Consider the following 24,589-nt stretch of genomic DNA (forward strand, 5'->3'; position numbering starts at 1 on the left):
AAGCCGACCGCGGCACGCCGGGCAGGAACCGGCACGCACACGAACACAGGCGAACGAACGGATCGCGTGCGAGCGATCCGTCCTAGCCGTACGCAGGACGCTCCCCAGAACGCAACCACTCCGAGAAGCCGACCGCGGAAAGCCGGGCAGGGACCGGCTTTCGATCAAACTCAGAACAGCGAGATCGGCTTCACGATGTCGGCGTAGATGAGCAGGGCGCTCATCCCGCCCAGCAGCAGCACGACCGCGTAGGTCAGCGGCAGCAGCTTCGCGATGTCGACCGGTCCGGGGTCGCGCTTCCCGAAGAGCTTGGCGATGCGGCGGCGCAGGCCCTCCCAGAGGGCGCCGGCGATGTGACCGCCGTCCATCGGGAGCAGCGGGACCAGGTTGAAGACGAAGAGCGCCACGTTGAGCGAGGCGAGCACGCCGACCATGGTCTGCACCTTCGACACCACGGGGAGCTGGTCGGAGGCGGCGATCTCGCCCGCGATGCGGCCGACGCCGACGACGCTGATCGGGCCGTTCGCGTCGCGCTCCTCCGGGCCGAATGCCGCCTGCGCCACGTCGAGCAGCCGCTGCGGCAGGTTGAGGATCACGCCGGCGACGCTCGCGACGTTCTCCCCCACCGTCTCCGGGACCGCGGTGATCGGCTGCTGGACCAGCGCCTGCGCGGGCGAGATGCCGATGAAACCGACGGTCTGCGTCCGGACGGCTCCCGAGGAGTCGAGCACGGGGCTGCCCGCGTCGTCCACCACGGCCACCTCGTTCTCGGCGGGGGTGATCGAGAGGGTGAGGCTCGTGCCGTCGCGGTCGATCGCCACGGCGAGGGGCGTGCCGGCCGACTCGCGGATGATCGGGGTCAGGTCGTCCCAGGAGGAGACGTCGGTGCCGTCGATCGAGACGATCCGGTCGCCGGGGAGCAGCCCGGCGGCGGCTCCCGGTGCCAGCGGATCGTCGGGCGAGCAGGTCTCCGCGCTCGACTCGGTCGCGGGAACCACGCACTGCGAGACAGTGGAGATCGTCGACGTGTTCTGCGCCACTCCGATGCCGCACAGCAGCACGGTGAAGAGGACGGTCGCGATGAGGAGGTTCATGAAGGGGCCGCCGAACATCACGATCACGCGCTTCCAGACCGGCAGCCGGTAGAAGGCGCGGTGCTCCTCCCCCTCGCCGATCGTCTCGGCGCTGGCGGCCCGCGCCTCGTCGATCATGGTCGAGTAGGCGCCGCGTCGCGGTTCGGGTGCGGACTCGTTGCCGTTCAGCCCGTTGAAGAAGCCGGTGCTCGACTCCGCGACCCGGTCGCCGGGGTGCTTCGGCGGGTACATGCCGATCATCGCGATGTAGCCGCCGAGCGGCAGCGCCTTGATCCCGTACTCGGTCTCGCCACGGCGGCGCGAGTAGATCGTCCTGCCGAAGCCGATCATGTACTGCGTGACCTTCACTCCGAAGAGCTTGGCCGGGACGAGGTGCCCCACCTCGTGCAGGGCGATCGAGAGGGCGACGCCCACGGCGATGATGACGACGCCGAGGACGAAGAGCAGCACGGATTCCACCGCATCACTGTAGGCCTGGCCGACGCGTGCACGCTGGGGTGCGCCTGCACGATCCCGATGAGTCGACCACGCGGCCGATCGGGGCTCAGGCGGCGGCGATCCTCGCGTCGGCCGCTCGTCGCGCCCAGGTCTCCGCCGCCGCCAGCGAGTCGCGGGTCAGGGCTCCGTCGACGACGTGCGCATCGACGACGGCCTCCACCGTCGCGAGGATGTCGAGGTAGCCGATCCGGCCCGCGTGGAACGCCTGCACCGCCTGCTCGTTCGCCGCGTTGAAGACGGCCGGGTACGACGCCCCGGCGACGCCGACCTTCTTGGCGAGGCGGACGGAGGGGAACGCCTCCTCGTCGAGGGGCTCGAAGGTCCAGGAGTGCGTGCGGGTCCAGTCCAGCGGCACGCCGACGCCCGCGACGCGGTGCGGCCAGTCGAGGCCCAGCGAGATCGGCAGCCGCATGTCCGGCGGCGACGCCTGGGCGAGCGTCGATCCGTCGACGTACTCGACCATCGAGTGCACGACCGACTGCGGGTGCACGGTCACGTCGATCCGCTCGTAGGGGATGTCGAAGAGCAGGTGCGCCTCGATGACCTCGAGGCCCTTGTTGACGAGCGTCGACGAGTTCGTCGTGACGACGAGACCCATGTCCCAGGTCGGGTGCGCGAGCGCCTCGGCGGGGCTCACGTCCCGGAGGGAGGAGCGGTCGCGGCCTCGGAACGGCCCGCCGGACGCGGTGAGGACCAGGCGGCGCACCTCCCGGTGCTCGCCCGCCAGAAGGGCCTGCGCGATCGCGGAGTGCTCGGAGTCGACCGGCACGATCTGGCCGGGAGCCGCGAGCGAGGTGACCAGCTCGCCGCCGACGATCAGCGACTCCTTGTTGGCCAGGGCGAGGCTGCGCCCCTCCTCGAGCGCGGCGAGGGTCGGGCCGAGTCCGACCGAGCCGGTGATGCCGTTCAGCACGACGTCGGCGTCGACGCCCCGGACGAGCTGCTCCGCCTCGTCCGCGCCGAACGCGGTGTGCTCGACGCCGAACGCCCGGGCCTGCTCGGCCACCGCCTCCCGGTTGGAGCCGGCGGCGAGGCCGACCACCTCGAAGCGGTCGCGGTTCGCGCCGATGACGTCGAGGGCCTGCGTGCCGATGGACCCGGTCGAGCCGAGGATGATGACCCTGCGCATCCGCCCATCCTGGCACGGCGCGCAGGGCCGCTCCCGGGTCAGCTCACGGCGAGGATGTCGATCACGAAGACGAGGGTGTCGGTGCCGGAGATGCCGGCGTTCGCGTTGCCCGCCTCGCCGTAGCCCAGGGCCGGCGGGATCACGACGACCACCTGCGAGCCGACGGTCTGGCCGACCAGGGCCTGCTTGAAGCCCTCGATCACGTCGCCGGTGCCGAACGACGCGGGCGTGCCGGTGCCCCAGCTCTGGTCGAACACCTCGCCGGTGCCCCACACGGTGCCCTGGTACTGGACGATCAGGCTGTCGCCGTCGGCCACGACCTGGCCGTCGCCCTTCTTCAGGACGCCCAGCTGCAGCTCGGCCGGCGGGTCGGTCTCGGGGATCGTGACGGTCGGCGTGCCGTCCTCGGCGAGCTCGACGGTGGGCAGGCCGTCGACCGGCGGCTGCGGCGCCCCCGTGGCAGTGGTCGGCACGATCGCCTCGACGTCGATCACCATGACGATCGAGTCGTCCGCGCCGACGCCGAAGTCGGCGCTGCCCGCGTCGCCGAAGGCGTCCGCCGGAGGCACCACGGCCACGACGCGCGAGCCGACGGCCGCGCAGTTGACGGCCTTCACGAGACCCGAGAGGTACTGGTCGGTGTCGACGGCGAACGCGGCGCGACCGCCGGACGCGTAGGTGCTCGCCGAGAACTCGGCTCCGCTCGTCGCGTTGTAGAGGGTGTAGTCGACCAGCACGGTGTCGCCCTCCACGACCTCGTCGCCGGTGCCCTCGATCACGGTCGTGCGCTCGGTCTCGTCCACGCTCAGCGGCGAGGGGAACACGGTGACCGGCTTCGTCGCGAACTCGCCGCTCGTCTCGACGGCCGCCGAGGCGTCGCCGTCGGACACGCAGCTCAGCGGAGTGGGCGACGCGCTCGGCGCCGCCTCCTCCGCACCGCCGGTGCAGGCCGTGAGGCCCAGGGTCGCGCCGACGACGGCGAGGATCGCGAATGCTCTGCGCACGGGGTGCCTTTCCTGTCCGGTGCTGCCGGACGACGTTCGGGGATGCACCCATGCTCCGTCATCCGCCTCGGGACGACCTGGGCGCGGAGCGTCGGAGCGCCCCTGCAGGAGCGCCGCCTACGATTGGGGCATGCGTGAATTCTCGGTCCCCCAGTCCCGCGCGCTCGTCACCGAGCTCCCCGGCCCGCGCTCGATCGCCCTGCAGGAGCGTCGCGTCGCGAGCGTCTCGCGCGGCGCGGGCACCCTGGCCAACATCTACATGGACCACGCCTCGGGCGCGGTCCTGGTCGACGTCGACGGCAACCGCCTCATCGACCTCGGCTGCGGCATCGGAGTCACCACGATCGGCCACGCGCACCCCGCGGTGGCCGCCGCGGCCGCCGCCCAGGCCGAGAAGCTCACCCACACGCTCTTCACGGTCACCCCCTACGAGAACTACGTGCGGGTCGCCGAGAAGCTCGCCGAGATCACCCCCGGCGACTTCGAGAAGCGCTCGATCCTCGTCAACTCCGGCGCCGAGGCCGTCGAGAACGCCGTGAAGATCGCCCGCAAGCACACGGGCCGCCGCGCGATCGCCTCGCTCGATCACGCCTTCCACGGCCGCACGAACCTGACGATGGCGATGACCTACCGCCCCTGGCCCGAGCGCGCCGGCATGGGTCCCTTCCCCGGTGAGATCTACAGCCTCCCGATCAGCTACCCGTTCCGCGACCCCGAGGGGATGACGGGCGAGGAGGCGGCCGAGCGCTCGATCGACTACATCCGCACCCACATCGGCGCGCAGGAGCTCGCGGCGCTGTTCGTGGAGCCCATCCAGGGCGACGGCGGCATCATCATCCCGGCGCCAGGCTACTTCCAGCGCCTCTCCGAGTTCTGCACCGAGAACGGCATCGTCTTCGTCGCCGACGAGATCCAGGCGGGCATCGCGCGCACCGGTGCGTGGTACTCCATCGAGCACCACGGAGTCGTCCCGGACCTGATCACGACCGCCAAGGGCATCGCCGGCGGCTTCCCGCTCGCGGCCGTCACCGGTCGCGCCGAGATCATGGACGCCGTGCAGCCCGGCGGCATCGGCGGCACGTTCGGCGGCAACCCCGTCTCGACGGCGGCCGCTCTCGCGACGTTCGAGGCGATCGAGACCGAGGGGCTCCTCGAGGAGGCTCAGCGCGTCGAGCGCGCGCTGTGGGCGCGGATCGGCGACTGGGCCGAGCGCTTCGCCGTCGTCGGCGAGGTGCGCGGCAAGGGCGCCATGTTCGGTGTCGAGCTGGTGCACCCGGGCACGAAGAAGCAGAACCCGGAGGCGCTCACCGCCGTCCTGAAGCACGCGACCGCCAACGGCGTCATCCCGCTGGACGCGGGCAGCTGGGACAGCGTCCTGCGCATCATGCCCAGCGTCGTCATCAGCGAGGAGCTGATCGACGACGCGATGTCGGTGATCGAGGAGGCGCTCGCGCAGCTCGGCTGAGCCTCCCTCCCGCCGGTCCCGCGCATGACCGGCGGGGCATGCGACCGCCGGTACTGTCGTGCGAATGCGGACCGACGACGACCACGACGCGCCGACCCCACCCGGGATCGGCCTCTCGGCCCGATTCGCCCGCTTCGCGATCGGCGGGGTCGGCCGCGTGGTCTACCGTCCGATCGTCGAGGGACGCGACAACGTGCCGCTGACGGGCCGCGTGATCCTCGCCGCCAACCACCTGTCGTTCATCGACTCCCCCGTGCTGACGCTCCTCGCGCCGCGCCCGGTGCAGTTCCTGGCGAAGGCCGACTACTTCACCGGCACCGGACCCCGCGGAGCCCTCTCCCGGTCCTTCTTCACCGCGGTCGGCGCCGTCCCCGTCGAGCGCGGCGCAGGGCACGCGGCGCAGGAGGCGCTCGACCTCGGTCGCGCGATCCTCGAGCGCGACGAGGCGTTCGCCGTGTACCCCGAGGGCACCCGCTCGCGCGACGGCCGGCTCTACCGGGGCAGGACGGGAGTGGCGTGGCTCGCGCTCACGACCGGCGCCCCCGTGGTGCCGGTCGGGCTGATCGGCACTCAGGAGCTGCAGCCCGTCGGCTCGGTGATCCCGCGCCTGCACCGCATCACGGTGCGCTTCGGCGATGCGCTCGACCTCTCGCGGCACGGCTCCGCCGACTCGGGGCGCGCCCGCCGTCACGCGACCGACGAGGTCATGACCGCCATCCACGCACTGTCGGAGCAGGAGGCGGCCGGCGTCTACAACGAGTCGCCGCCGACGACCACGGCCGAGCGCATCCGGCGCGCGCTGCCGCACGAGCGGCGCTGATCCGGGAGGCGCCGGTTCCAGCGGCGCCGATCCGGGCGGCGCAGAGCTCTTCGGCGCAGGATCAGCCGGCCGCGACCGTCTCGGGCTCGTGCGCCACGGGGAAGGCGACGGAGTTCGCGATGAAGCACAGCCGTGCGGCCTCGCCGTGCAGCGACTGCGCGAGCTCGATCATCGACTCGTCCGCGACCGTCACCCGCGGTCTCAGGGTCGCCGCGGCGAAGCGACCACCGTCGCCCTCCTGCACCATCCGGCCGACCGCGTCGTCGACGTAGTCGGTGACGACCACTCCGTTCTTCACGGCCACGTGGAGATAGGAGAGGAGGTGGCACTGCGCCAGGGCGGCCAGCAGCATCTGCTCCGGGTTCCACCGGTCGGCGTCCCCGCGGAAGGGCTTGTCCGCCGACCCCGCGATCGGTTCGCGCCCGTCCGCCCGGACCGTGTTCTGGCGCCCGTAGTCGCGGTACCCGCTGGTCCCGGTGCCCCGATTCCCGTCCCAGACGACGGATACCGCGTACTGGTGGTCGATCTGCATCGGATTCCTTCTTCCCCTGGCTGGATCGAGCCGGTCTCGTCGGTCTGGACCCCTGCCCTCGTCAGCGCCGCGGGTAGGATCGCAGGACCATGACAGACACGCTCGCCCCCCAGGTTCCCACGTCGGCAGTCCCCCAGGAGAGGCTCGTCTCGACCGAGATCCCCGGACCGCGCTCGAGGGCCCTGCACGAGCGACGCCTGGCCGTGGTCCCCACCGGAGTCGGCACCGCCCTGCCCGTCTACATCGACCGCGCGCACGGCGCGATCCTGGTCGACGTCGACGGCAACCGCTTCATCGACCTCGGAGCGGGCATCGGAGTGACCACCATCGGCCACACCGACGACGCGGTCGTCGCCGCCGCGACCGAGCAGCTCGGCCGCCTCACGCACACGCTCTTCACCGTCACGCCGTACGAGCCCTACATCCGGGTCGCCGAGCTGCTCGGCGAGCACACCCCCGGCGACTTCGCCAAGAAGACCGTCCTGGTCAACTCGGGCGCCGAGGCGGTCGAGAACGCGGTCAAGATCGCGCGCAAGCACACCGGTCGCCCCGGGGTGGCGGTCCTCGACCACGCGTACCACGGCCGCACGAACCTGACGATGGCCATGAACTTCAAGGCCCTGCCCTACGGCCTCGGCTTCGGCCCCTTCGCGAGCGACATCCACCGCGCGCCGAGCTCCTACCCCTACCACGACGGGCTCTCCGGCGCCGAGGCGGCCGAGCGCACGATCTCGTACCTCGAGAAGACGGTTGGCGCCTCCGCTCTGGCCTGCCTCGTCGTCGAGCCGGTGCAGGGCGAGGGCGGATTCATGGTGCCCGCCGAGGGCTACCTGCCCGCCCTGCAGGAGTGGTGCACCGCGAACGGGATCGTCTTCGTCGCCGACGAGATCCAGTCGGGCATGGCCCGCACCGGCGCGTGGTTCGCGAGCGAGCACTTCGGTCTGGTCCCCGATCTCGTGCTCTCGGCCAAGGGCATCGCGGGCGGGCTGCCGCTGGCCGGAGTGACGGGTCGCGCCGAGATCATGGACTCCGCGCAGGCGGGCGGGCTCGGTGGCACCTTCGGCGGCAACCCCGTCGCCGCCGCCGCCTCCGTCGCCGTCTTCGAGCGCATCGAGCGCGAGGGGCTGCTCGCCGAGGCCGACCGGATCGCGCCCGCCTCGGCGCCGCTCTGCGCGAGCTGCAGGAGCAGTACGACATCATCGGCGACGTGCGCGGGATCGGCGCGATGATGGCGGTCGAGCTCGTCCTGCCCGGCACCGCCACGACCACGAAGATCCCGAACGCCGCCGCCGTGACCGCGATCACCGAGTACGCGGCCTCGCACGGCGTGCTCGTCCTCAGCGCGGGCACCTACGGCAACGTGGTGCGCTTCCTGCCCAGCCTCGCCCTCACCGACGAGCTGCTCGACGACGCGGTGTCCGTCCTCCGCGACGCCTTCGCCACTCTCTGACGAGGCTCTCCTGCCGTCGACGGCCCGGGCCCCGCACGAGGGGTGCCGGGCCGTCGGGCAAGATGGGGGGATGTCTGCAGGAACCTTCACCGTCGCGGAGTCCGTCGAGCTCGCCGTCGTCGAGCGCTCGGGATTCGTCGAATCCCGCCACGCGGGCTCGGCCGTCCTCCTCGACAGCGACGGCCGGATCGCCCGCACCCTCGGGAACCCGGCGGCGCCGATCCTCCCCCGCTCCTGCCTCAAGCCCTTCCAGGCCCTCGCCGTCATGACCGCCGGGGTCGAGCTGAACGCCGCGGAGGCGGTCATCGCGTCCGCGAGCCACGCCGGCCTGTCGCAGCACGTCGCCCTGGTGCAGAACCTGCTCTTCCGCGCGGGGCTCGACCACACGGCGCTGCAGTGCCCCGCCGACTGGCCGAGCGACTCCGCGAGCCGGGCGCAGCTCCTCCGGGCCGGTGCGGCGAAGGACCCGCTGTACATGAACTGCTCGGGCAAGCACGCGGCGATGCTGCTGGCGTGCGTCCAGAACGGCTGGAGCACCGACGACTACCTCGAGCGCACCCACCCGCTGCAGCAGCACATCGTCGACACGATCGAGCGGCTGACCGGCGAGCGGGTCGCGGGGACGGCGATCGACGGCTGCGGTGCTCCCGTGCACGCGCTGCCGCTGACGGCGCTCGCGAAGGGGATCTCGCGGATCGTCTCCTCCTCCCCTTCCTCGCCGTTCGGTCTCTACCGGCAGGCGGGGATCCTCACGAACGCCATCCTCGAGAACGCCTGGGCGCTGGACGGCCCCGGCCGCGACAACACGGTGGTGATCGAACGGCTCGGTCTCGTGGCCAAGCTGGGCGCCGAGGGCGTGCTGATCATGGCCTCACCCGACGGCACGACCGTGGCGCTGAAGATCCTCGACGGCAGCCTGCGCGCGGCGACGGTGGTCGCGCTGAAGCTCCTCGTGGAGGCCGGCACGGTCGAGCGCGCCGCGGCGAACGAGGTGCTCGTCCGCCTGAACCCGGTCGTCACCGGCGGCGGACGTCCGGTCGGCGCGATCCGCGCCTCCTACGTCTGACCCGCGCGGCCCCTCCGCTCGTCACTGCTCCGCTCGTCACTGCTCCTTCGCGAGTCGCTTGGCGCGCGCCGCCGAGGAGACCTGGGTGACGACGACGATCACGATGGCCAGCAGGAACACCGCGGAGGCGATGACGTTCGCCTCGGCCGGGATCCCGCGCGCCGCAGCGATGTAGATGTACTTCGGGAAGGTCGTGACCGAGCCGGAGTTGAAGTTCGTGATGATGAAGTCGTCGAAGCTGAGCGCGAAGGACAGCAGCGCCGCCGCGAGGATCCCGGGGAGCAGGAGCGGGAAGGTGATCCGCCAGAACACCTGCCCGGGCGAGGCGTAGAGATCGCGCCCCGCCTCCTCGAGCTTGGGGTCGAGGCTCGCCACACGGGCCTTGACCGTCACCACGACGAAGCTGATGCAGAACATCGTGTGCGCCAGGATGATCGTGACGAGGCCCTTCTCCGCTCCGACGGTGAGGAACTGGGCCGCGAGCCCCGCGCCGAGCACGACCTCCGGCGTCGCCATCGGCAGGAACAGGAGCAGGCTGATCGCCGAGCGGTACCGGAACCGGAACCGGACGAGCGCGATGGCGATCATGGTGCCCAGCGCCGTCGCGAGCACGGTCGCGACCGCACCGACCAGCAGGCTGTTGCCGAAGGCGGTCATCACCTCCTCGCTCGTCCACGCCGAGATCCACTTGTCGAAGGTGAACCCGCGCCAGGCGATGTTGCTCTTCACGGAGTCGTTGAACGAGAACACGAAGGTGTAGCCGATGGGGATGAGCAGGAAGATCAGCGCGAGGGCGGTGTAGACGCCCAGGCCGAGTCCTGTGAAGCGGCGCGGGCCGCGCACGGGGGCGGGCGCCGGGGCCCCGAGGGCCTCCTGCGCGCTGGCGACGGGCCGGTCGGCGGTAGCGGTCACAGCAGGTCCTCCGTTCCACTGCGCTTCACGTAGAAGCCCACGATGACGAGGATCACGGCCATCAGCACGATCGAGAGCGCCGCGGCGGCGGGATAGTTCTCGAGCGTGAGGAAGTTGGCCTCGATCGCGTTGCCCACCATGGACGTCTGCGAGGATCCGAGGAAGTCGCGGCTGGCGTTGATGTAGTCGCCGGCCGCCGGGATGAAGGTCAGCAGGGTGCCCGAGACGATGCCCGGCATCGAGAGCGGCACGGTGACCTTCCAGAACACGGACGCGGGAGGGGCGTAGAGGTCCGAGCCCGCCTCGAGGAACCGCACGTCGAGCCGCTCGAGCGAGGTGTAGAGCGGCAGCGTCATGAACGGGATGAAGTTGTAGGTGATGCCGAAGATCACCGCGATCGGCGTCCCGGTCAGGTGGCCGTCGGCCGGGAGGATGGCGACGGCTTTGAGCCCCTGCACGAGCGGGCTCTCGTCGGCCAGGATCTGCTTCCAGGCGAGGGTCCGCAGCAGGAAGCTGATGAAGAACGGCGCGATGACGAGGGTCAGCAGCAGGTTCTGCAGCAGCGGCCACGGGCGCGCCTTGACGCCGATGAAGTACGCGAGCGGGTAGCTGATGACGAGGGCGAGGACGGTCGCGATCAGGGCGTACCCGAAGGAGCGCAGCGCGTGGGGCCAGTAGTCGGCCATCACGACGAGGTAGTTCTGCCACGCGAATCCGGGAGCGTACTCGCCGATGTCGCCGTCCGGGATCTCGGCCTGGAACGACGTGAGCACCAGGGAGATCAGGGGCGCGAGGAAGAACAGCAGCATGTACGCGATGCCCGGCAGCAGCAGGACCAGCGCGAGGGTCGAGCGCCTGCGGACCGGAGCGTCCAGCGGGTTCGCGGGACCGGACGCGAACGCGGCGAAGGCCATTCCTACGCTCCCGCTCGCCCGGCGAGCAGGCCGCGCTTCTGCAGCGCGATCGCGCGGGTCGAGTCGTCGGCGTCGAAGCGCGGCACGGAGCCGGGCTCGTCGGCGAGGCCGAAGCCGTGCTCCGTGCTCCAGCTCACCCAGACCTGCGCTCCCTCCCCCACGACCGGGCCGAACACCATGTTCTGCGCGAACACGACGACGGGACCGAGCCCCGGGATCTGGAGGGTGTACTGCGTGCTCACGCCGCTGAAGGACACGTCGACGACGACTCCGGGCCCGAGCACGTTCCGGTCGGGGAGGTCGCCCGGCGCCTCGGTGAGCAGCAGCAGCTTCTCGGGACGGATGCCGATGGTGATCTCGCCGCTCATGCGCGCGGACCGCGCCGCCGGGACGGTGATGCGGTGGCCGCCCGCCTCGACCGTGAGCGCGCGATCGGTCGAGCCGACGACCTCGCCCGTGAAGAGGTTGGACTGGCCGAGGAAGTTCGCGACGAACGCCGTGCGCGGCAGCTCGTACAGCTCCTCCGGAGCGCCCATCTGCTCGATCCGGCCCTTGTTCATCACCGCGACGGTGTCGGCCATGGTCATGGCCTCCTCCTGGTCGTGGGTGACGTGGAGGAAGGTCAGGCCGACCTCCTCCTGGATCGACTTGAGCTCGAGCTGCATCTGCCGGCGGAGCTTGAGGTCGAGCGCCCCGAGCGGCTCGTCGAGCAGGAGGAGCGCCGGACGGTTGACGATCGCCCGGGCCAGCGCGACCCGCTGCTGCTGCCCGCCCGAGAGGGAGGCGGGGCGGCGCTGGGCGAGATGGTCGAGCTCGACCAGGCGCAGCGCTTCGTGCGCCTTGCCCACGGGGTCGTCGATCCTTCGGCGCTTGAGGCCGAACGCGACGTTCTCGAGGATCGACATGTGCGGGAAGAGCGCATACGACTGGAACACGGTGTTGACGGGTCGTTGGTAGGTCTTCGTCGCCGTGACGTCCTCCCCGCCGATGAGGATCCGGCCGGCGGAGGGCTCCTCGAGCCCTGCGACGAGTCGCAGCGTGGTGGTCTTCCCGCAGCCCGACGGGCCGAGCAGTGCGAAGAACGAGCCGGCGGGGATGGTGAGATCGAGCGAGTCGATCGCGGTGAATCCGGGGTAGTGCTTGCTGATCCCGACCAGCTGGAGGTCGGCGCCGCTCTCGGCGAAGGTTCCGGTCGCCATCAGATGCCCAGCAGCACTTTCTGGAACTCCGCCTGGTAGTCCTTCTCCTCCGACGCGGTGAGCGTCCGGAACACGTGCGCCTGCGACAGCGTCTGCTCGTCGGGGAAGATCAGCTGGTTCTCGGCCAGCTCCGGGTCGATGCTCTCCATGGCGTCCTTCGCTCCGTCGACGGGGGTGATGTAGTTGACCCAGGCGGCCACCTCGGCGGCGACCTCCGGCTCGTAGTAGTAGTTCATGAGGGCTTCCGCGTTGGCCTTCCGCTTCGAGCCCATCGGCACGACGAACGTGTCGTTCCAGAGCGTGCCGCCGGAGTCGGGGAGAGCGAACTCCCACTTGTCGCCCGCCTCCGCGTTGATGAGCGTGATGTCGCCCGACCAGCAGATCGCCGCCAGGGTGTCCTCGTTCTGCAGGTCGTTGAGGTAGGCGTTGCCCTTGATGTTGCGGATCTGGCCGTCGTCCACCTGCTTGCGGAAGACGTCGATCGCGTTCATGAACTCGTCGTCGCCCCAGGTCCCGGCGATGTCCGTGCCCTGCGCCTGCATGATGAGTCCGATCGTGTCCCGCATCTCGCTCAGCACGCCGACGCGTCCGCGCAGCTCCGGATCCCACAGGTCGTCGACGCTGCGCAGTCCGTCGGGCAGCTTCTCCTTGTTCCAGCAGATCCCGGCGAACCCCGCCTGCCACGGCAGCGAGAGCCGACGGCCCGGATCGAAGTCCGGGTTGGCGAGCGAGGCGCTCAGATTGGCGATGTTCGGGATGTTGGCGTGATCGAGCTCCTGGACGAAGCCGCGCCGGACGAGCCGCGAGACCATCCACTCGGTCAGGCACACCGTGTCGGCGCCGATGTACTGGCCGAGAGCCAGCTGGTCCTTGACCTTGCCGTAGTAGGAGTTGTTGTCGTCGACCGCCACGTTGTACGTGACCGAGATGCCGGACTGCTCCTCGAAGGCCAGCAGTGTCGGGTAGGCCCCGTCGTCGTCCTCGTCGAGGTAGGCGGGCCAGTTGTCCCAGACCAGTCGCGGATCGGCGGCCGACCCGTCGGCGGCCGCCGTGGGGGCCGGACGACTGACCGGCGCGCAGGCGGCGAGCGCGAGCGCGCCCGCTCCGAGCCCCAGGCCGCCGAGGACGGCGCGCCGGGACAGCGTCGCACGACGCTCTCGCTCTCGGGAGCGGGCGACGGCGATCGCCTCGCGGAGAACGGGATCCCTCGGGAGGGGACGGGTCATGGCTGCGGCTCCTGACTTCGTCGGTGCGCGGGCTCACCGGCGTGAACGTGGGGAAATACTGGCACAGCACCGATCGGCCTGTCGACGCGCGACGGACGGAATCGGGCATTCGGAAACATGATCGTCACGAATTCCGCGCTCACACGCCCTCCAGACCACGGATTCCCGGGGTCGACGCCTTTCCGGTCCTGCGGTCCGGCCACCGCGCCCGCCGGAGCTGTCCGCCCTCCTCGAGCACCAGGCTCCCGGGAGCGCACAGCGGGGCGACCGGCAGCGGGCCGAGGACGATCCGCGCCTCGAGCGGCGGCACATCGAGCGCGACTGCTCCGTCCCGTCGGATCCCGCCGAGCAGTGAGCGGGCCGTCGCCCACTCCGCGACCGTCCCGAGGACCACCGCCGTCGGGTCCGCGCCATCGGCGGCGAGCGCCTCCTCGACGGTGAGAACGGGAGCCGAACCGTTCAGCAGCTGGCGGAGCGGTTCGGCCGAGTTCGTGAGGACCGCCACCCGTGCGGAGCCCACCGGTACGAGCTCGGGGAGGCGTCGATCGCGCTCGGGAGCGAGCAGGGCGCACTCGAACACCTGGAGCCGATCGCCGTGCCACCATCCCCCGCCGGGAGGGAGATCGGAGCGGAACGGCTCGCCGTCGACGGCGAGCAGCTGGTGCTCCTGCCTGCCGGCGGCCCGCAGCAGCAGCACGTCGTCGATGCCGTCCCGGAGCCCGGCGATCCCGTCCGTGGTCCGTCGCGCTGAGACGACGATCCGCCGACGACCCGATCGGACGGCGGTCTGCAGCGAGTCGAGCAGCCGCCGCCGCTCCTCCTCCGAGCATCGACGCAGCAGCAGATCCAGGTCGTCGAGCAGCAGAGGGCCCTCTCCCGCTCCGGCCGGCACCACCTCGTCCCAGACCTCCTCGGCGTCGTCGGCGCCGAGCACCGGAAGACCCCCGAGCTGCTCGGCGAGCATCCGGAGAGCACTCGTGCGCCCCGATCCGGCCGCACCGAGCACGAGGAGGGAGGGACGAGCCAGCACGATCACCTCCTGCGCCTGCTCCGCCGGCCGGTCGACGACGCCCAGCAGCAGACCCGCGGGGCCCCCCGGGGCCGGACGAGGCGGGAGGGGAGCGGATCGAGCCACGGACGGTGGACCGGCACCTCGGCGTCCCCTGGCGCGATCGCCGCGTCGACGTCTCCCGGCCCCGCGAGCGCGGTCTGCACGACGGTCCGTCCTCCGCCGGCCGACACCACGCAGCGGCCCGGAGAGGAGTGCGGGATCCGTGCCGCCGCATCGGTGCCGAGCAGGGAGCGGGAGTCGGCGGCGTCCTGGACGCGCAGTGCGATCCGCAGTCCGCAGTTCGCCGCCACCGCGTCGCGCACGACGCCGACGGGACGCTGCGTGCACAGCACGAGGTGGACGCCGAGCGAGCGCCCCCGGGCCGCGATGTCGGCGAACGCGCGGTGCAGGTCCGGCGAGCGCTCGAGGACCACGGCGCACTCGTCGACCACCACGACCAGGCGGGCCAGCGCGCCGGGCGGCAGACGCGCGATGTCCGCGACCCCGTGACCCGCCAGCACCACCTCCCGCCTCCGCAGCTCCGCCGCGACACTCGCGAACGCGCGGTCGGCACCGTGAGGGTCGAGGTCGGTGATGACACCGGCGACGTGCGGCAGCCTCCCGAGCGGAGCGAACCCCGCCCCGCCCTTGAAGTCGGCCAGCAGGAAGGTCACGGCCGCCGGGCCGTGACGGGCGGCGAGCGCCAGGACCCACGCCACGAGCAGCTCGCTCTTCCCGCTGCCGGTCGTCCCTCCGACGATGGCGTGCGGCCCGTCGGCGACCAGATCGACCTCGACCGGACCGTGCGCGCCGATCCCGAGGACGACCGGCAGCCCGGATCCGCCGCCCGCGCGGCGCAGCGCCCCGAGCTCGGCGAGACTCACGGCGTCCGGGACGACGCGGGTGCCACCGGGAGCGGCCGACGCGGCGAGCGCCTCGGAGTAGCGGCGCGCCTCCTCTGCCGAGACGTAGCCGACCGACAGCTCCTCCGTCCGACCGGCGGCCTCCCTGCCGATCACCCGGTCACCGCCCGACCCGCCCAGTTCGACGACGCACCGGCACGCGGGCGGCAGATCGGAGGAGTGGCGCGCGAGGACGAGGATCCGCTCGCTCCCGCTCCCGCTCCTCACCCCGCCGTCGTCGGCCTCGACCACCTGCCAGACCGCTGCTGGAGCATCCCCGCGCACGTGGGGCGCGCTGCGCAGGCAGTCCCACTCGGAGCCGGGCGGGAGGACGACGCCCAGCTCCTCCGGCGGGACCAGCTCCAGCGCCTGGATCAGGAGGCCGCGGGCGAAGGCCCGGGTCAGGACCGGAGGACCCGATACTCCGATCCCGGCGGTCGCCGGTGCGCGCAGCGGCGCACCCGCGGTCGGCGCATCGGAGCCGCCGGTCCCCGATGGGAGCACTCCCCTCCCGAGCACCGCGGCGAACCCCTCCGCTCGTCGCCGCCACCTCGTGTCGGCGGGCAGCCCGCCTCGGAGGATCGCCCGCGCGTCGGGCGCCTCCGCCTGCAGTGCGGCGAGGCGGTCCCGCTGCCGCTGTGCGAGCGCCTCCTCGTACGCGGCGAGCTCCCGCGCGTACCGCTCCCCCTCGGCGCGCTCGGTCCTGCGTCGCACGCGCTTCGCGTCGAGGGAGGAGGCGATCACGACGACCGGCCCGAGCGCCGCGAACGCCAGCACCGTGGGCGACCGCGTCACGGCGAACAGGACCACCGCCGACAGGACCGGGGCGAGAGCAGCGATCCAGGGGAACGCCGGGCGCGGCGCGGAGGAGGGCGGACGGGGCGGCGAGAGCCCGGGGAGGTGGTTCATCCCCCCATCAGAACGGAGGACGGCCGCCCGTGGGGCCTCAGCGGAGGATCGGGGGGCGCCCGGACCCTGTGGAGGAGCCGTCCAGCCGCTCGACCGCCATCTCGACCGAGGAGAGCAGCAGTCGGCTGCCGATCTTGGCGCGGTAGCGGCGCCCCGCCTCCAACGGCAACGGCGCCTGAGCGGGAGCGACGAGCACCGTGCCGTTCGCCGACCAGCGGTCCCGCACCCAGAGGCCGACCTCGTCGAAGCCGAACTCGAGGTGGGTCTTCGACAGCGACCTCGTCGCATCGGGGATCGCGAGGATGTGGCGGACCGTCTCCCCGGGATCCGGCAGCGGCTGCCGGCCGACGAGGCCCGTGCCGGTGACGATGGCGTGGTGCCCGGTGGCGAAGCTCAGCCGGACGAGTCCCTGCGCCGGCGGCGCGAGAGGCGCTCCCGGGGCGGGTCGGCGGTGCCGACCGGGTGCGAGGCCCGGCAGCCACGCGCGTCTCGACGGATCCAGGACCGTGGTGTCCCCCGTGGCGCTCGGACCGGGAGTCCCGGGGGTCGCGTGCGTCGCCACCGGAGACCCGCACTCACCGCAGAGGATCGCCCCCGGGGCGAGGGTGGAGCCACACGTGCTGCAGATCACCGAGAACGCCCTTTCCTCCATCCATGCTATCCGGCGGCGGCCCGGCACCGACCGGGTGGCGGGATCAGCCGGGGTCGCCCGCGACGTCGAGCACATCCACGACGATCGCCGTCACGTTGTCGCGCCCGCCGTTCTCGAGCGCGGCGTCAACGAGCGCGTCGACGGCGTCCTGGGCACTCGTGGTCGAGGAGAGCAGATGCTCGAGCCCCGCGTCCGTCAGCTCCTTGGTCAGCCCGTCCGAGCACAGCAGGAGGCGCGACGGCGCGATCACCGGGACGAGCCGGTAGTCCGGGACGGGTGCCTCGTGGAAGCCGACCGCCCGCGTGATCACGTTGCTGTGGGGGTGCACGTCGGCCTCGTCCCGCGAGATCAGCCCCGCGTCCACCAGCTCCTGCACCACCGAGTGGTCCACGGTCAGCTGCACGAGCGAGCCCTGCACCCACAGGTAGACCCGCGAGTCCCCGATGTTGAAGATCGACCAGTAGGGCTCTCCCCCGACGGCGGTGAGCGCGGCTCCGGTCACGGTGGTGCCCGTCCCGCGGTCGGCGGAGTCGGAGTGGCGGGCGATGTCGCCCACCGCGTCGCGGAGAGCGCGGTCGATCTCCTCGGCTCCCACGGTGGTCCCCGTGGCGGCGACCGACAGCCGCGAGACGACGGCCTCGCTGGCGATCTCCCCGGCCGCGTGCCCGCCCATCCCGTCGGCCACGGCGAAGAGCGGCGTCTTCGCGAGGTAGCTGTCCTGGTTGGCGCTCCGGACCCGGCCGGTGTCGGTCCGGGCCGCCCAGCCCAGGGTCACCTCTGCCGCCGGAGTGTCCGAGCTCCAGGCCGAGACGGGCACGGTGACGCTCGCGCGGCTGCGGCCGATCTGCGTCATCGCGACTCCTCGTCTGAGCTCCCCGGCCGCTGTCCGGGCACGAGGGACCCTCCGATGCTACTTCCTGCCCGCGCTGCACCCCTCCCGTCCGGCTCCCCCGTCGATCCGCAGCCCCCGTGAGGCCGTCACGGCCCAGCTGGCCGACCGGCATCGACGGGTGGATCCGTGATTCCGGACCCCGTCTGCGTGCGGAATCACTTGCCGCACGCCCCCGGCGCTGCCAGGATCGTCGCATGAGTCCGAACCGCCCTCCTTCGCAGCGCCCCGTCCAGCTCGACGACGTGTCGAAGGCGATCATCGAACAGCTGCAGGCCGACGGACGGCGCTCCTACGCCGAGATCGGCAAGGCCGTCGGCCTGAGCGAGGCGGCGGTGCGCCAGCGGGTCCAGAAGCTCACGGAGTCGGGCGTCATGCAGATCGTCGCCGTGACGGATCCGATGCAGCTCGGCTTCTACCGCCAGGCGATGATCGGCGTCCGTGTCACGGGCGACACCCGCGAGGTCGCGGATCGCCTCGCCGCGATCCCCGCCGTCGACTACGTCGTCCTGACGGCCGGCACGTTCGACATCCTCGCCGAGGTCGTCTGCGAGAACGACGACGACCTCATCGCGCTGCTCAATCAGGAGATCCGCTCGCTGCCGGGCGTCCTCTCGACCGAGACCTTCGTCTATCTCAAACTCCACAAGCAGTTCTACAACTGGGGAACGCGGTAAGCCATGACTGACACAGCCTTCTCGACCGACGCGATCGACGCCGGAGAGACGTTCCGAGCGGACGACGCACCGGCCCCGATCGACGACGCCGACCTCCAGAAGAAGGCGAAGGACCATCTCTGGATGCACTTCACCCGGCAGTCCGTCATGGACTCCGGAGCCGGTGTGCCGATCATCACGCGCGGCGAGGGCCACCACATCTGGGACAGCACGGGCCGCAAGTACATCGACGGCCTCTCCGGCCTGTTCGTCGTGAACGCCGGCCACGGGCGCCGCCGTCTCGCCGAGGCCGCGGCCAAGCAGGCGTCGGAGCTCTCCTTCTTCCCGCTGTGGTCGTACGCCACGCCGAGCGCCATCGAGCTCGCCGACCGCCTCGCCGACCACGCCCCGGGCGATCTCAACAGGGTCTTCTTCTCCACCGGCGGAGGCGAGGCGGTCGAGACCGCGTTCAAGCTCGCCAAGCACTTCTGGAAGCTCCAGGGGAAGCCGGGGAAGCACAAGGTCATCTCGCGGTCCGTCGCGTACCACGGAACTCCGCAGGGCGCGCTCGCCATCACCGGCATCCCGGCGATGAAGTCGATGTTCGAGCCGCTGGTCCCGGGCGGTTTCCGGGTGCCGAACACGAACTTCTACCGCGCGCCCCAGCACGGCGACGATCTCGAGGCCTTCGGCGTCTGGGCCGCCGATCGGATCGAGGAGATGATCGAGTTCGAGGGGCCGGACACCGTGGCCGCCGTGTTCCTGGAGCCCGTCCAGAACTCCGGCGGATGCTTCCCGCCCCCGCCCGGCTACTTCCAGCGCGTCCGCGAGATCTGCGACCGGCACGACGTCCTCCTCGTGTCGGACGAGGTGATCTGCGCCTTCGGCCGCATCGGCCACATGTTCGCCTGCGACGAGTACGGCTACGTCCCCGACATGATCACCTGCGCGAAGGGCATGACGAGCGGCTACTCCCCCATCGGCGCGACGATCGTCAGCGACCGCGTGTACGAGCCCTTCCGCCACGGCCAGGTCTCCTTCCCGCACGGCTACACCTTCGGCGGCCACCCCGTCTCGGCCGCCGTCGCCCTCGAGAACCTCGACATCTTCGAGGAGGAGAAGCTGAACGAGCGCGTCCGCGAGAACTCGCCGGTCTTCCGATCGACCCTCGAGAAGCTCCTCGATCTCCCCATCGTCGGAGACGTGCGCGGAGCCGGGTACTTCTTCGGCATCGAGCTCGTGAAGGACAAGGCGACGAAGGAGACCTTCGACGACGCCGAGTCCGAGCGGCTGCTGAGGGGGTTCCTGTCGAAGGCGCTCTTCGACGCGGGCCTCTACTGCCGAGCCGACGATCGCGGCGACCCGGTCGTCCAGCTCGCTCCGCCGCTGACGACGGGCCCGGAGGAGTTCGACGAGATCGAGCAGATCCTCCGTGGTGTTCTGACGGAGGCCTGGTCCCGGCTCTGAGGGTGCGAGCGCGCCGCCCACTCAGGCGGCGCGCTCGTGCACGAACCGCCAGGGCGAGCGCTCGCCGCACTCGAGTGCCGCGACGAGGCGGCGCGCACCCTCCTCGTGCGGGTCGGTGCGCCCCGCTTCCCTCGCGCAGCGGAGTGCCGCTCCGGAGCCGCCGGACGACCAGTGCACTGCCGCGAGGAGCACGAGGACGCGCGCCCTCTCGGTCCGTGGAGCGAGCTCCGCGACTCGTGCGATCGCACTGATCACATGATCCGGGTCCGGGTGCTGCTGCGGCGCCAGGAGGATCGCCAGCGCGTGCCCGATCCAGCCCGGCCGTTGCGCGCTCACGATCACCGCGGCCGTGAGCTCCGGTCCGGGTCGGATCTCCCGGCCGTCCGCCGCCCTCCGGAGCAGGGCGTCGACCCTCGCGCGGTCCGTTCCGGGCAGCTCGGCGCGCGGGTGCCGGTCGAGCAGCAGGTCGACGTGCTCCGCCACCGCCTTCCGCGCCTCCCCGAGCGGTCCTGTGCCCAGGTCATCGATCGGCGCCGGCGCGCGTGTCCCTCCGATCGCCTCGAACGCCGGGAGCGAGGTCTGACGAGCGCGGGCCCGCAGCGCGGCGGCGACCGCTCCCGATCTCTCCGGATCGTCCGCGTAGAGCACCGCGACGACGGAGTCGGCGCGGCCGAAGCGTCCCAGTGCACCGAGGAACGCGCGGGCGGAGAGCGCCGGGTCTCCTCCGGGCAGATCGAACCGGAGGGCTCCTGTCGGGGCGCCGTCGCGCACGGGGACGAGCACGACGCTCTCGCGCGGGTGGAAGCCGACGAGCTGCGGGATGCGGGACAGGAGGGCGGTGTGCCCGAGGGGCGAGGCCGTGTCGAGAGGTGTCATGGGAGCACAGTGGCGCTCCGGCACGCCCGCGCGGCGGACGGCCCCCGGACCCGGAGGAGAGCGGCGTCCGGCCCGCCGCTGTGGAGGACCGGACCGCCTCCTCCTCCCCAGACGCCGTCGCGGCGGTCGATCCACCGATGTCCGTTTCCCGCCGGTCGGCGGAGGGACCGGCGGATACTCTCGGGGCATGAGAACGACTCCCCTCCACCTCCGCCGCACGACGAGTCCGCTCGGCCGGATCGAGGTCGGCAGCGACGGCAGCTCGATCGTGTCGCTCGCGATCGCCCGGGCCGACGTCCTCCCCCACGACCACCTCGACGAGACCGCGGATCCGGTGCTCGACGCCGCCGTCGACCAGCTCGGCGAGTACTTCTCCGGAGCGCGCCGCGCCTTCGACCTGCCGGTGAGCCTCACGGGCACCGTCTTCCAGCTCGAGATCTGGAAGGCGCTGCAGGCGCTCCGCTGGGGTGAGATCACCTCCTACGGCGCACTCGGTCAGGCCACGGGGCGACTCCGCTCCGGGCGCCCGATCGGCGGCGCGGTGGGGCGCAATCCGATCCCGATCATCGTGGGATGCCACCGTGTCCTCGCGGGAGACGGGCGGATCACCGGGTACAGCGGAGGCGAGGGCATCGCCACGAAGAAGTGGCTCCTCGACCACGAGGGGATCGCGCACCGATGACCGACGACGAGGGGGTCCTCGTCGGGGAGGACGGCCGGGCCCGCTGCGCGTGGGCCGGCCACGATCAGGAGTACCGCCGGTACCACGACGAGGAGTGGGGTGTCCCCCTGCACGGCGATCCCCCGCTCCTCGAGAAGATCTGCCTGGAGGGCTTCCAGTCCGGGCTCTCCTGGCTCACGATCCTGCGGAAGCGACCCCGCTTCAGAGAGGTCTTCCACGACTTCGATCTCGAATCCGTGGCCGCTCTCGGGGACGACGACGTCGACCGCCTCATGGCCGACACGGGCATCATCCGCAATCGCGCCAAGATCGTCGCGACGATCGAGAACGCGCAGGCCACTGTCGCCCTGCGCGACCGGCACGGCGACGGCGCGCTCGACCGTCTCGTGTGGTCGATCCCCGACGACCGATCGGGCGGCAGGCCCGCGACCAGGGAGCAGGTGCCGACCAGGACGGCTGCATCCCTCGCTCTGTCCCGCGCCCTCCGCTCCGCAGGCTTCCGCTTCGTGGGCCCCACCACGATGTACGCCCTCCAGCAGTCCGCCGGCATCGTGGACGATCACCTCGCGGGGTGCTTCCGAGCGGTCGAGTGAGCGTCAGACTTCGGGGACGACCAGGTCGAGCTCACCGGACTGCGCATTGACTGCGAGCTCGAAGCCGCGGCTCGCCGACCACGCGACGAGGTCGTCGGTCGAGTCGGTCGAGAAGCCGTCCAGTGCGAGGGCTCGGACGAAGAGCCCCTTGCTCTGCTTGTTGAAGTGGTTGAGGTTCCGGAGGGAGCCGTCGGCGGCCCGCGACCGGACCCGGACGAAGTACCGCGACTCCCCGTCGAGCGGGCCGAGGGCCGCGTAGGCCTCGCTCCGCAGATCGAGGACCAGCCCGTCCAGAGACGCCAGCGCCCGACCTGCCTCGGCAGCCCACCACCGCTTCAGCGGCATGCCGGGGATCCGGGAGTCGTGCGACAGCCGGTACGCCGGGATCGGATCGGATGCCCGTACCGGCCCCCAGAGAGCCGACTGGACGAGGACGGTCCGGCCGAGGAAGGCCCGCGCCTTTGCGCCCAGACCCGCCGCGTCCAGCGAGTCGTAGAGGACGCCGTCGAAGCGGTCGACCGCCGGCATCGCCGGTCCGGTCATCAGCTCGGCGTTCCGATCGATCTCCGAGAGCTGTCGCGGGCCGAGCTTCAGGGCGCGCGCGGACGCGTCGCGATCGCCAGCGAGCCGCACCAGCGCATCCCGCAGCTCTCGACGGCGTCCCGTGAGTTCCGGGAAGGCCAGTTCCTCGAGCGCGAAGACGGAGGAACCGCCCGAGCGCTTCGTCTCGGACGGCGGGAGCAGGACGTGCACGGATCTCCTCGCAGGTTCTCGTGCCGCAGAGGGCACACGACGGAGGGGCCGGGCGATCGTGGTGATCGCCCGGCCCCTCCGGTGCCGCGGAGTGCGGCGGGTGTCTCAGACGAGCGCCGCCTCGCGGGCGACGACCGTCACGACGTCGTTCTCGACGGACAGGAATCCTTCGTCGGCCTGCGCGGTGATGCGCGTGCCGTCGACCGCGGTGACGCGGACCTCACCGGTGGCGAGGATCGCGAGGAGCGGCTCGTGGCCGGCGAGGATGCCGATCTCGCCCTCGACCGTGCGCGCCGTGAGCTGCTTCGCCTCTCCCGACCACACCTCCGCGTTGGCGGAGACGACGCTGACCTTCAGGGTCCCGGCCATGATCAGCCGTTCTCCTTCTGGATCTGGACCCACTTCTCCTCGCGTCCGAGATCGAGCCGACGTTGAAGAACGCCTGCTCGGCCACGTGGTCGAACTCGCCCTTGGTGATCGCATCGAACGACTCGATGGTGTCCTTCAGCGGGACGGTCGAACCCTCGACGCCGGTGAACTTCTTCGCCATGTACGTGTTCTGCGAGAGGAACTGCTGGATGCGGCGCGCACGCGACACCGTGATCTTGTCCTCTTCGGAGAGCTCGTCGACACCGAGGATCGCGATGATCTCCTGCAGCTCCTTGTTCTTCTGCAGGATCTGCTTCACGTTCGTCGCCACGCGGTAGTGATCGGCGCCCAGGTAGCGGGGGTCGAGGATCCGCGAGGTCGAGGTGAGCGGGTCGACGGCCGGGTACAGGCCCTTCGACGCGATCTCGCGCGAGAGCTCGGTGGTGGCGTCGAGGTGCGCGAACGTGGTCGCCGGCGCCGGGTCGGTGTAGTCGTCCGCGGGGACGTAGATCGCCTGCAGCGAGGTGATCGAGTGACCCCGGGTCGACGTGATGCGCTCCTGGAGCACACCCATCTCGTCGGCGAGGTTCGGCTGGTAGCCCACCGCGGAGGGCATGCGGCCCAGGAGGGTCGACACCTCCGAGCCGGCCTGCGTGAAGCGGAAGATGTTGTCGATGAAGAGGAGCACGTCCTGCTTCTGCACGTCGCGGAAGTACTCCGCCATCGTGAGCGCCGACAGGGCGACACGCAGGCGGGTTCCCGGCGGCTCGTCCATCTGGCCGAAGACGAGGGCGGTCTTGTCGAAGACGCCCGCCTCCTCCATCTCGGCGATGAGGTCGTTGCCCTCACGGGTGCGCTCGCCGACACCGGCGAACACGGACACTCCACCGTGGTCCTGCGCGACGCGCTGGATCATCTCCTGGATGAGGACGGTCTTGCCGACGCCCGCTCCGCCGAACAGGCCGATCTTGCCGCCCTGCACGTACGGGGTGAGAAGGTCGATGACCTTGATGCCGGTCTCGAACAGCTCGGTCTTGGACTCGAGCTGGTCGAACGCCGGCGGCTTGCGGTGGATGGGCCAGCGCTCGGTGATCTCGAACGACTCGCCGTTGATCTTGCCATCGGCGTCGGCGTTGAGCACCTCTCCGATGACGTTGAAGACCTTGCCCTTGGTCACGTCGCCGACGGGGACCGAGATCGGCAGGCCGGTGTCGTGGACCTCCTGACCGCGGACGAGTCCGTCGGTCGGGTTGAGCGAGATGGCGCGGACGAGGTCGTCGCCCAGGTGCTGCGCGACCTCGAAGGTCAGCTTGCTCGAGACGCCCTCGACCTCGACGTGCGTGTAGAGCGCGTTGTAGACCTCGGGGATCGCGTCGTGGGGGAACTCGATGTCAACGACGGGGCCGGTGACGCGGGCGATGCGGCCGATGGCCCCGCCCGACGTCCCGGTCGCCGCCTCAGGTGCGGTCAGTGTCATTGCT

22 protein-coding genes and 2 pseudogenes are annotated in these 24,589 nt (G+C 71.4%); 8 read left to right on the plus strand and 16 right to left on the minus strand.

Features of this window, described 5'->3' with window-relative positions; all coding sequences use genetic code 11:
* Positions 1-170: 170 nt before the first annotated feature.
* The 3 genes from B0T42_RS12050 to B0T42_RS12060 form a co-directional block, all read right to left on the minus strand.
* Positions 171-1,553, minus strand: a complete 1,383-nt coding sequence (locus tag B0T42_RS12050; protein ID WP_201788535.1) for a M50 family metallopeptidase — start codon at positions 1,551-1,553, stop codon at positions 171-173.
* 85 nt (positions 1,554-1,638) lie between these two features.
* A complete protein-coding gene (locus B0T42_RS12055) occupies positions 1,639-2,721 on the minus strand; it encodes a 1-deoxy-D-xylulose-5-phosphate reductoisomerase (RefSeq protein WP_077223355.1) in 1,083 nt (360 codons plus the stop codon).
* A 38-nt stretch (positions 2,722-2,759) separates the two neighbouring features.
* Positions 2,760-3,725, minus strand: coding sequence for an FKBP-type peptidyl-prolyl cis-trans isomerase (locus tag B0T42_RS12060; protein ID WP_139344495.1), 966 nt, complete (start codon positions 3,723-3,725; stop codon positions 2,760-2,762).
* Positions 3,726-3,855: 130 nt separating this feature from the next.
* Here B0T42_RS12060 and gabT (B0T42_RS12065) point away from each other — a divergent pair, with 130 nt between their 5' ends.
* On the plus strand, positions 3,856-5,190 hold the full coding sequence (gene gabT / locus B0T42_RS12065; RefSeq protein WP_077223357.1) for a 4-aminobutyrate--2-oxoglutarate transaminase: 1,335 nt from the start codon (positions 3,856-3,858) through the stop codon (positions 5,188-5,190).
* 64 nt (positions 5,191-5,254) lie between these two features.
* The gene (locus B0T42_RS12070) at positions 5,255-6,010 is read left to right on the plus strand and encodes a lysophospholipid acyltransferase family protein (RefSeq protein ID WP_077223358.1); all 756 of its coding nucleotides are present in this window, start codon (positions 5,255-5,257) and stop codon (positions 6,008-6,010) included.
* Between the two features lie 61 nt (positions 6,011-6,071).
* On the opposite strand, the gene B0T42_RS12075 is transcribed toward B0T42_RS12070, so the two are convergent.
* Positions 6,072-6,542: an OsmC family protein gene (locus B0T42_RS12075; RefSeq protein ID WP_077223359.1), complete on the minus strand. Its 471-nt coding sequence runs from the start codon at positions 6,540-6,542 to the stop codon at positions 6,072-6,074.
* An 89-nt stretch (positions 6,543-6,631) separates the two neighbouring features.
* Between B0T42_RS12075 and gabT (B0T42_RS12080) the strand changes: the two are divergent.
* Positions 6,632-7,992: pseudogene (gene gabT / locus B0T42_RS12080) on the plus strand (4-aminobutyrate--2-oxoglutarate transaminase).
* 70 nt (positions 7,993-8,062) lie between these two features.
* The gene (locus tag B0T42_RS12085; protein WP_077223360.1) at positions 8,063-9,058 is read left to right on the plus strand and encodes an asparaginase; all 996 of its coding nucleotides are present in this window, start codon (positions 8,063-8,065) and stop codon (positions 9,056-9,058) included.
* Positions 9,059-9,094: 36 nt separating this feature from the next.
* Here B0T42_RS12085 and B0T42_RS12090 read toward each other — a convergent pair whose 3' ends face one another.
* The 8 genes from B0T42_RS12090 to B0T42_RS12125 all read right to left on the minus strand — a co-directional run bounded on the left by B0T42_RS12090 (position 9,095) and on the right by B0T42_RS12125 (position 17,676).
* Entirely contained in the window at positions 9,095-9,868 is a 774-nt protein-coding gene (locus B0T42_RS12090) for an ABC transporter permease (protein ID WP_236720261.1), read from the minus strand.
* A gap of 98 nt (positions 9,869-9,966) precedes the next feature.
* Positions 9,967-10,884 (minus strand): ABC transporter permease, encoded by a 918-nt coding sequence (locus tag B0T42_RS12095; RefSeq protein ID WP_077223361.1) that lies wholly within the window; start codon positions 10,882-10,884, stop codon positions 9,967-9,969.
* 2 nt (positions 10,885-10,886) lie between these two features.
* On the minus strand, positions 10,887-12,083 hold the full coding sequence (locus B0T42_RS12100; protein WP_077223362.1) for an ABC transporter ATP-binding protein: 1,197 nt from the start codon (positions 12,081-12,083) through the stop codon (positions 10,887-10,889).
* Positions 12,083-13,309: an ABC transporter substrate-binding protein gene (locus tag B0T42_RS12105; protein ID WP_077223363.1), complete on the minus strand. Its 1,227-nt coding sequence runs from the start codon at positions 13,307-13,309 to the stop codon at positions 12,083-12,085. Before B0T42_RS12105 ends, B0T42_RS12100 begins: the two co-directional genes overlap by 1 nt.
* A 139-nt stretch (positions 13,310-13,448) precedes the next feature.
* Positions 13,449-14,339, minus strand: coding sequence for a hypothetical protein (locus B0T42_RS12110; protein ID WP_139344496.1), 891 nt, complete (start codon positions 14,337-14,339; stop codon positions 13,449-13,451).
* A gap of 2 nt (positions 14,340-14,341) precedes the next feature.
* Positions 14,342-16,171 carry an FtsK/SpoIIIE domain-containing protein gene (locus B0T42_RS12115; protein ID WP_077223365.1) on the minus strand — a complete coding sequence of 610 codons (1,830 nt, stop codon included), beginning with the start codon at positions 16,169-16,171 and terminating at the stop codon, positions 14,342-14,344.
* A gap of 37 nt (positions 16,172-16,208) precedes the next feature.
* Entirely contained in the window at positions 16,209-16,733 is a 525-nt protein-coding gene (locus B0T42_RS19550) for an FHA domain-containing protein (RefSeq protein WP_077223366.1), read from the minus strand.
* Positions 16,734-16,866: 133 nt separating this feature from the next.
* On the minus strand, positions 16,867-17,676 hold the full coding sequence (locus B0T42_RS12125; protein WP_077223367.1) for a PP2C family protein-serine/threonine phosphatase: 810 nt from the start codon (positions 17,674-17,676) through the stop codon (positions 16,867-16,869).
* Between the two features lie 233 nt (positions 17,677-17,909).
* On the opposite strand from B0T42_RS12125, the gene B0T42_RS12130 reads away from it, so the two are divergent.
* A complete protein-coding gene (locus B0T42_RS12130; protein ID WP_077223368.1) occupies positions 17,910-18,389 on the plus strand; it encodes an Lrp/AsnC family transcriptional regulator in 480 nt (159 codons plus the stop codon).
* Between the two features lie 3 nt (positions 18,390-18,392).
* Entirely contained in the window at positions 18,393-19,835 is a 1,443-nt protein-coding gene (locus B0T42_RS12135; RefSeq protein WP_077223369.1) for an aspartate aminotransferase family protein, read from the plus strand.
* Between the two features lie 21 nt (positions 19,836-19,856).
* Here the strand turns inward: B0T42_RS12135 and B0T42_RS12140 are convergent, their stop codons facing one another.
* On the minus strand, positions 19,857-20,711 hold the full coding sequence (locus tag B0T42_RS12140; RefSeq protein ID WP_158078113.1) for a DUF4192 family protein: 855 nt from the start codon (positions 20,709-20,711) through the stop codon (positions 19,857-19,859).
* Between the two features lie 187 nt (positions 20,712-20,898).
* Between B0T42_RS12140 and B0T42_RS12145 the strand changes: the two genes are divergently transcribed.
* Positions 20,899-21,393, plus strand: a complete 495-nt coding sequence (locus tag B0T42_RS12145; protein ID WP_077223371.1) for a methylated-DNA--[protein]-cysteine S-methyltransferase — start codon at positions 20,899-20,901, stop codon at positions 21,391-21,393.
* The gene (locus B0T42_RS12150) at positions 21,390-21,986 is read left to right on the plus strand and encodes a DNA-3-methyladenine glycosylase I (protein WP_077223372.1); all 597 of its coding nucleotides are present in this window, start codon (positions 21,390-21,392) and stop codon (positions 21,984-21,986) included. Before B0T42_RS12145 ends, B0T42_RS12150 begins: the two co-directional genes overlap by 4 nt.
* Positions 21,987-21,989: 3 nt before the next feature.
* Here the strand turns inward: B0T42_RS12150 and B0T42_RS12155 are convergent, their stop codons facing one another.
* The 3 genes and pseudogenes from B0T42_RS12155 to atpD form a co-directional block, all read right to left on the minus strand.
* Positions 21,990-22,739, minus strand: coding sequence for a YaaA family protein (locus B0T42_RS12155; protein ID WP_077223373.1), 750 nt, complete (start codon positions 22,737-22,739; stop codon positions 21,990-21,992).
* A gap of 105 nt (positions 22,740-22,844) precedes the next feature.
* Positions 22,845-23,108 (minus strand): F0F1 ATP synthase subunit epsilon, encoded by a 264-nt coding sequence (locus tag B0T42_RS12160; protein ID WP_077223374.1) that lies wholly within the window; start codon positions 23,106-23,108, stop codon positions 22,845-22,847.
* 2 nt (positions 23,109-23,110) lie between these two features.
* Positions 23,111-24,585: pseudogene (atpD, locus tag B0T42_RS12165) on the minus strand (F0F1 ATP synthase subunit beta).
* Positions 24,586-24,589 lie beyond the last annotated feature (4 nt).

This window comes from Rathayibacter rhapontici (genome assembly GCF_001995175.1).
Classification (GTDB): Bacteria; Actinomycetota; Actinomycetes; order Actinomycetales; family Microbacteriaceae; genus Rathayibacter.

What these genes read in the sequence shown, in the direction of transcription:
- B0T42_RS12055 (WP_077223355.1), bottom strand. Translation starts at nt 2,721, where the DNA reads ATGCGCAGGGTCATCATCCTCGGCTCGACCGGGTCCATCGGCACGCAG.
- gabT (WP_077223357.1), top strand. Translation starts at nt 3,856, where the DNA reads ATGCGTGAATTCTCGGTCCCCCAGTCCCGCGCGCTCGTCACCGAGCTC.
- B0T42_RS12070 (WP_077223358.1), top strand. Translation starts at nt 5,255, where the DNA reads ATGCGGACCGACGACGACCACGACGCGCCGACCCCACCCGGGATCGGC.
- B0T42_RS12075 (WP_077223359.1), bottom strand. Translation starts at nt 6,542, where the DNA reads ATGCAGATCGACCACCAGTACGCGGTATCCGTCGTCTGGGACGGGAAT.
- B0T42_RS12085 (WP_077223360.1), top strand. Translation starts at nt 8,063, where the DNA reads ATGTCTGCAGGAACCTTCACCGTCGCGGAGTCCGTCGAGCTCGCCGTC.
- B0T42_RS12095 (WP_077223361.1), bottom strand. Translation starts at nt 10,884, where the DNA reads ATGGCCTTCGCCGCGTTCGCGTCCGGTCCCGCGAACCCGCTGGACGCT.
- B0T42_RS12100 (WP_077223362.1), bottom strand. Translation starts at nt 12,083, where the DNA reads ATGGCGACCGGAACCTTCGCCGAGAGCGGCGCCGACCTCCAGCTGGTC.
- B0T42_RS12105 (WP_077223363.1), bottom strand. Translation starts at nt 13,309, where the DNA reads ATGACCCGTCCCCTCCCGAGGGATCCCGTTCTCCGCGAGGCGATCGCC.
- B0T42_RS12115 (WP_077223365.1), bottom strand. Translation starts at nt 16,171, where the DNA reads ATGAACCACCTCCCCGGGCTCTCGCCGCCCCGTCCGCCCTCCTCCGCG.
- B0T42_RS12125 (WP_077223367.1), bottom strand. Translation starts at nt 17,676, where the DNA reads ATGACGCAGATCGGCCGCAGCCGCGCGAGCGTCACCGTGCCCGTCTCG.
- B0T42_RS12130 (WP_077223368.1), top strand. Translation starts at nt 17,910, where the DNA reads ATGAGTCCGAACCGCCCTCCTTCGCAGCGCCCCGTCCAGCTCGACGAC.
- B0T42_RS12135 (WP_077223369.1), top strand. Translation starts at nt 18,393, where the DNA reads ATGACTGACACAGCCTTCTCGACCGACGCGATCGACGCCGGAGAGACG.
- B0T42_RS12140 (WP_158078113.1), bottom strand. Translation starts at nt 20,711, where the DNA reads ATGACACCTCTCGACACGGCCTCGCCCCTCGGGCACACCGCCCTCCTG.
- B0T42_RS12145 (WP_077223371.1), top strand. Translation starts at nt 20,899, where the DNA reads ATGAGAACGACTCCCCTCCACCTCCGCCGCACGACGAGTCCGCTCGGC.
- B0T42_RS12150 (WP_077223372.1), top strand. Translation starts at nt 21,390, where the DNA reads ATGACCGACGACGAGGGGGTCCTCGTCGGGGAGGACGGCCGGGCCCGC.
- B0T42_RS12160 (WP_077223374.1), bottom strand. Translation starts at nt 23,108, where the DNA reads ATGGCCGGGACCCTGAAGGTCAGCGTCGTCTCCGCCAACGCGGAGGTG.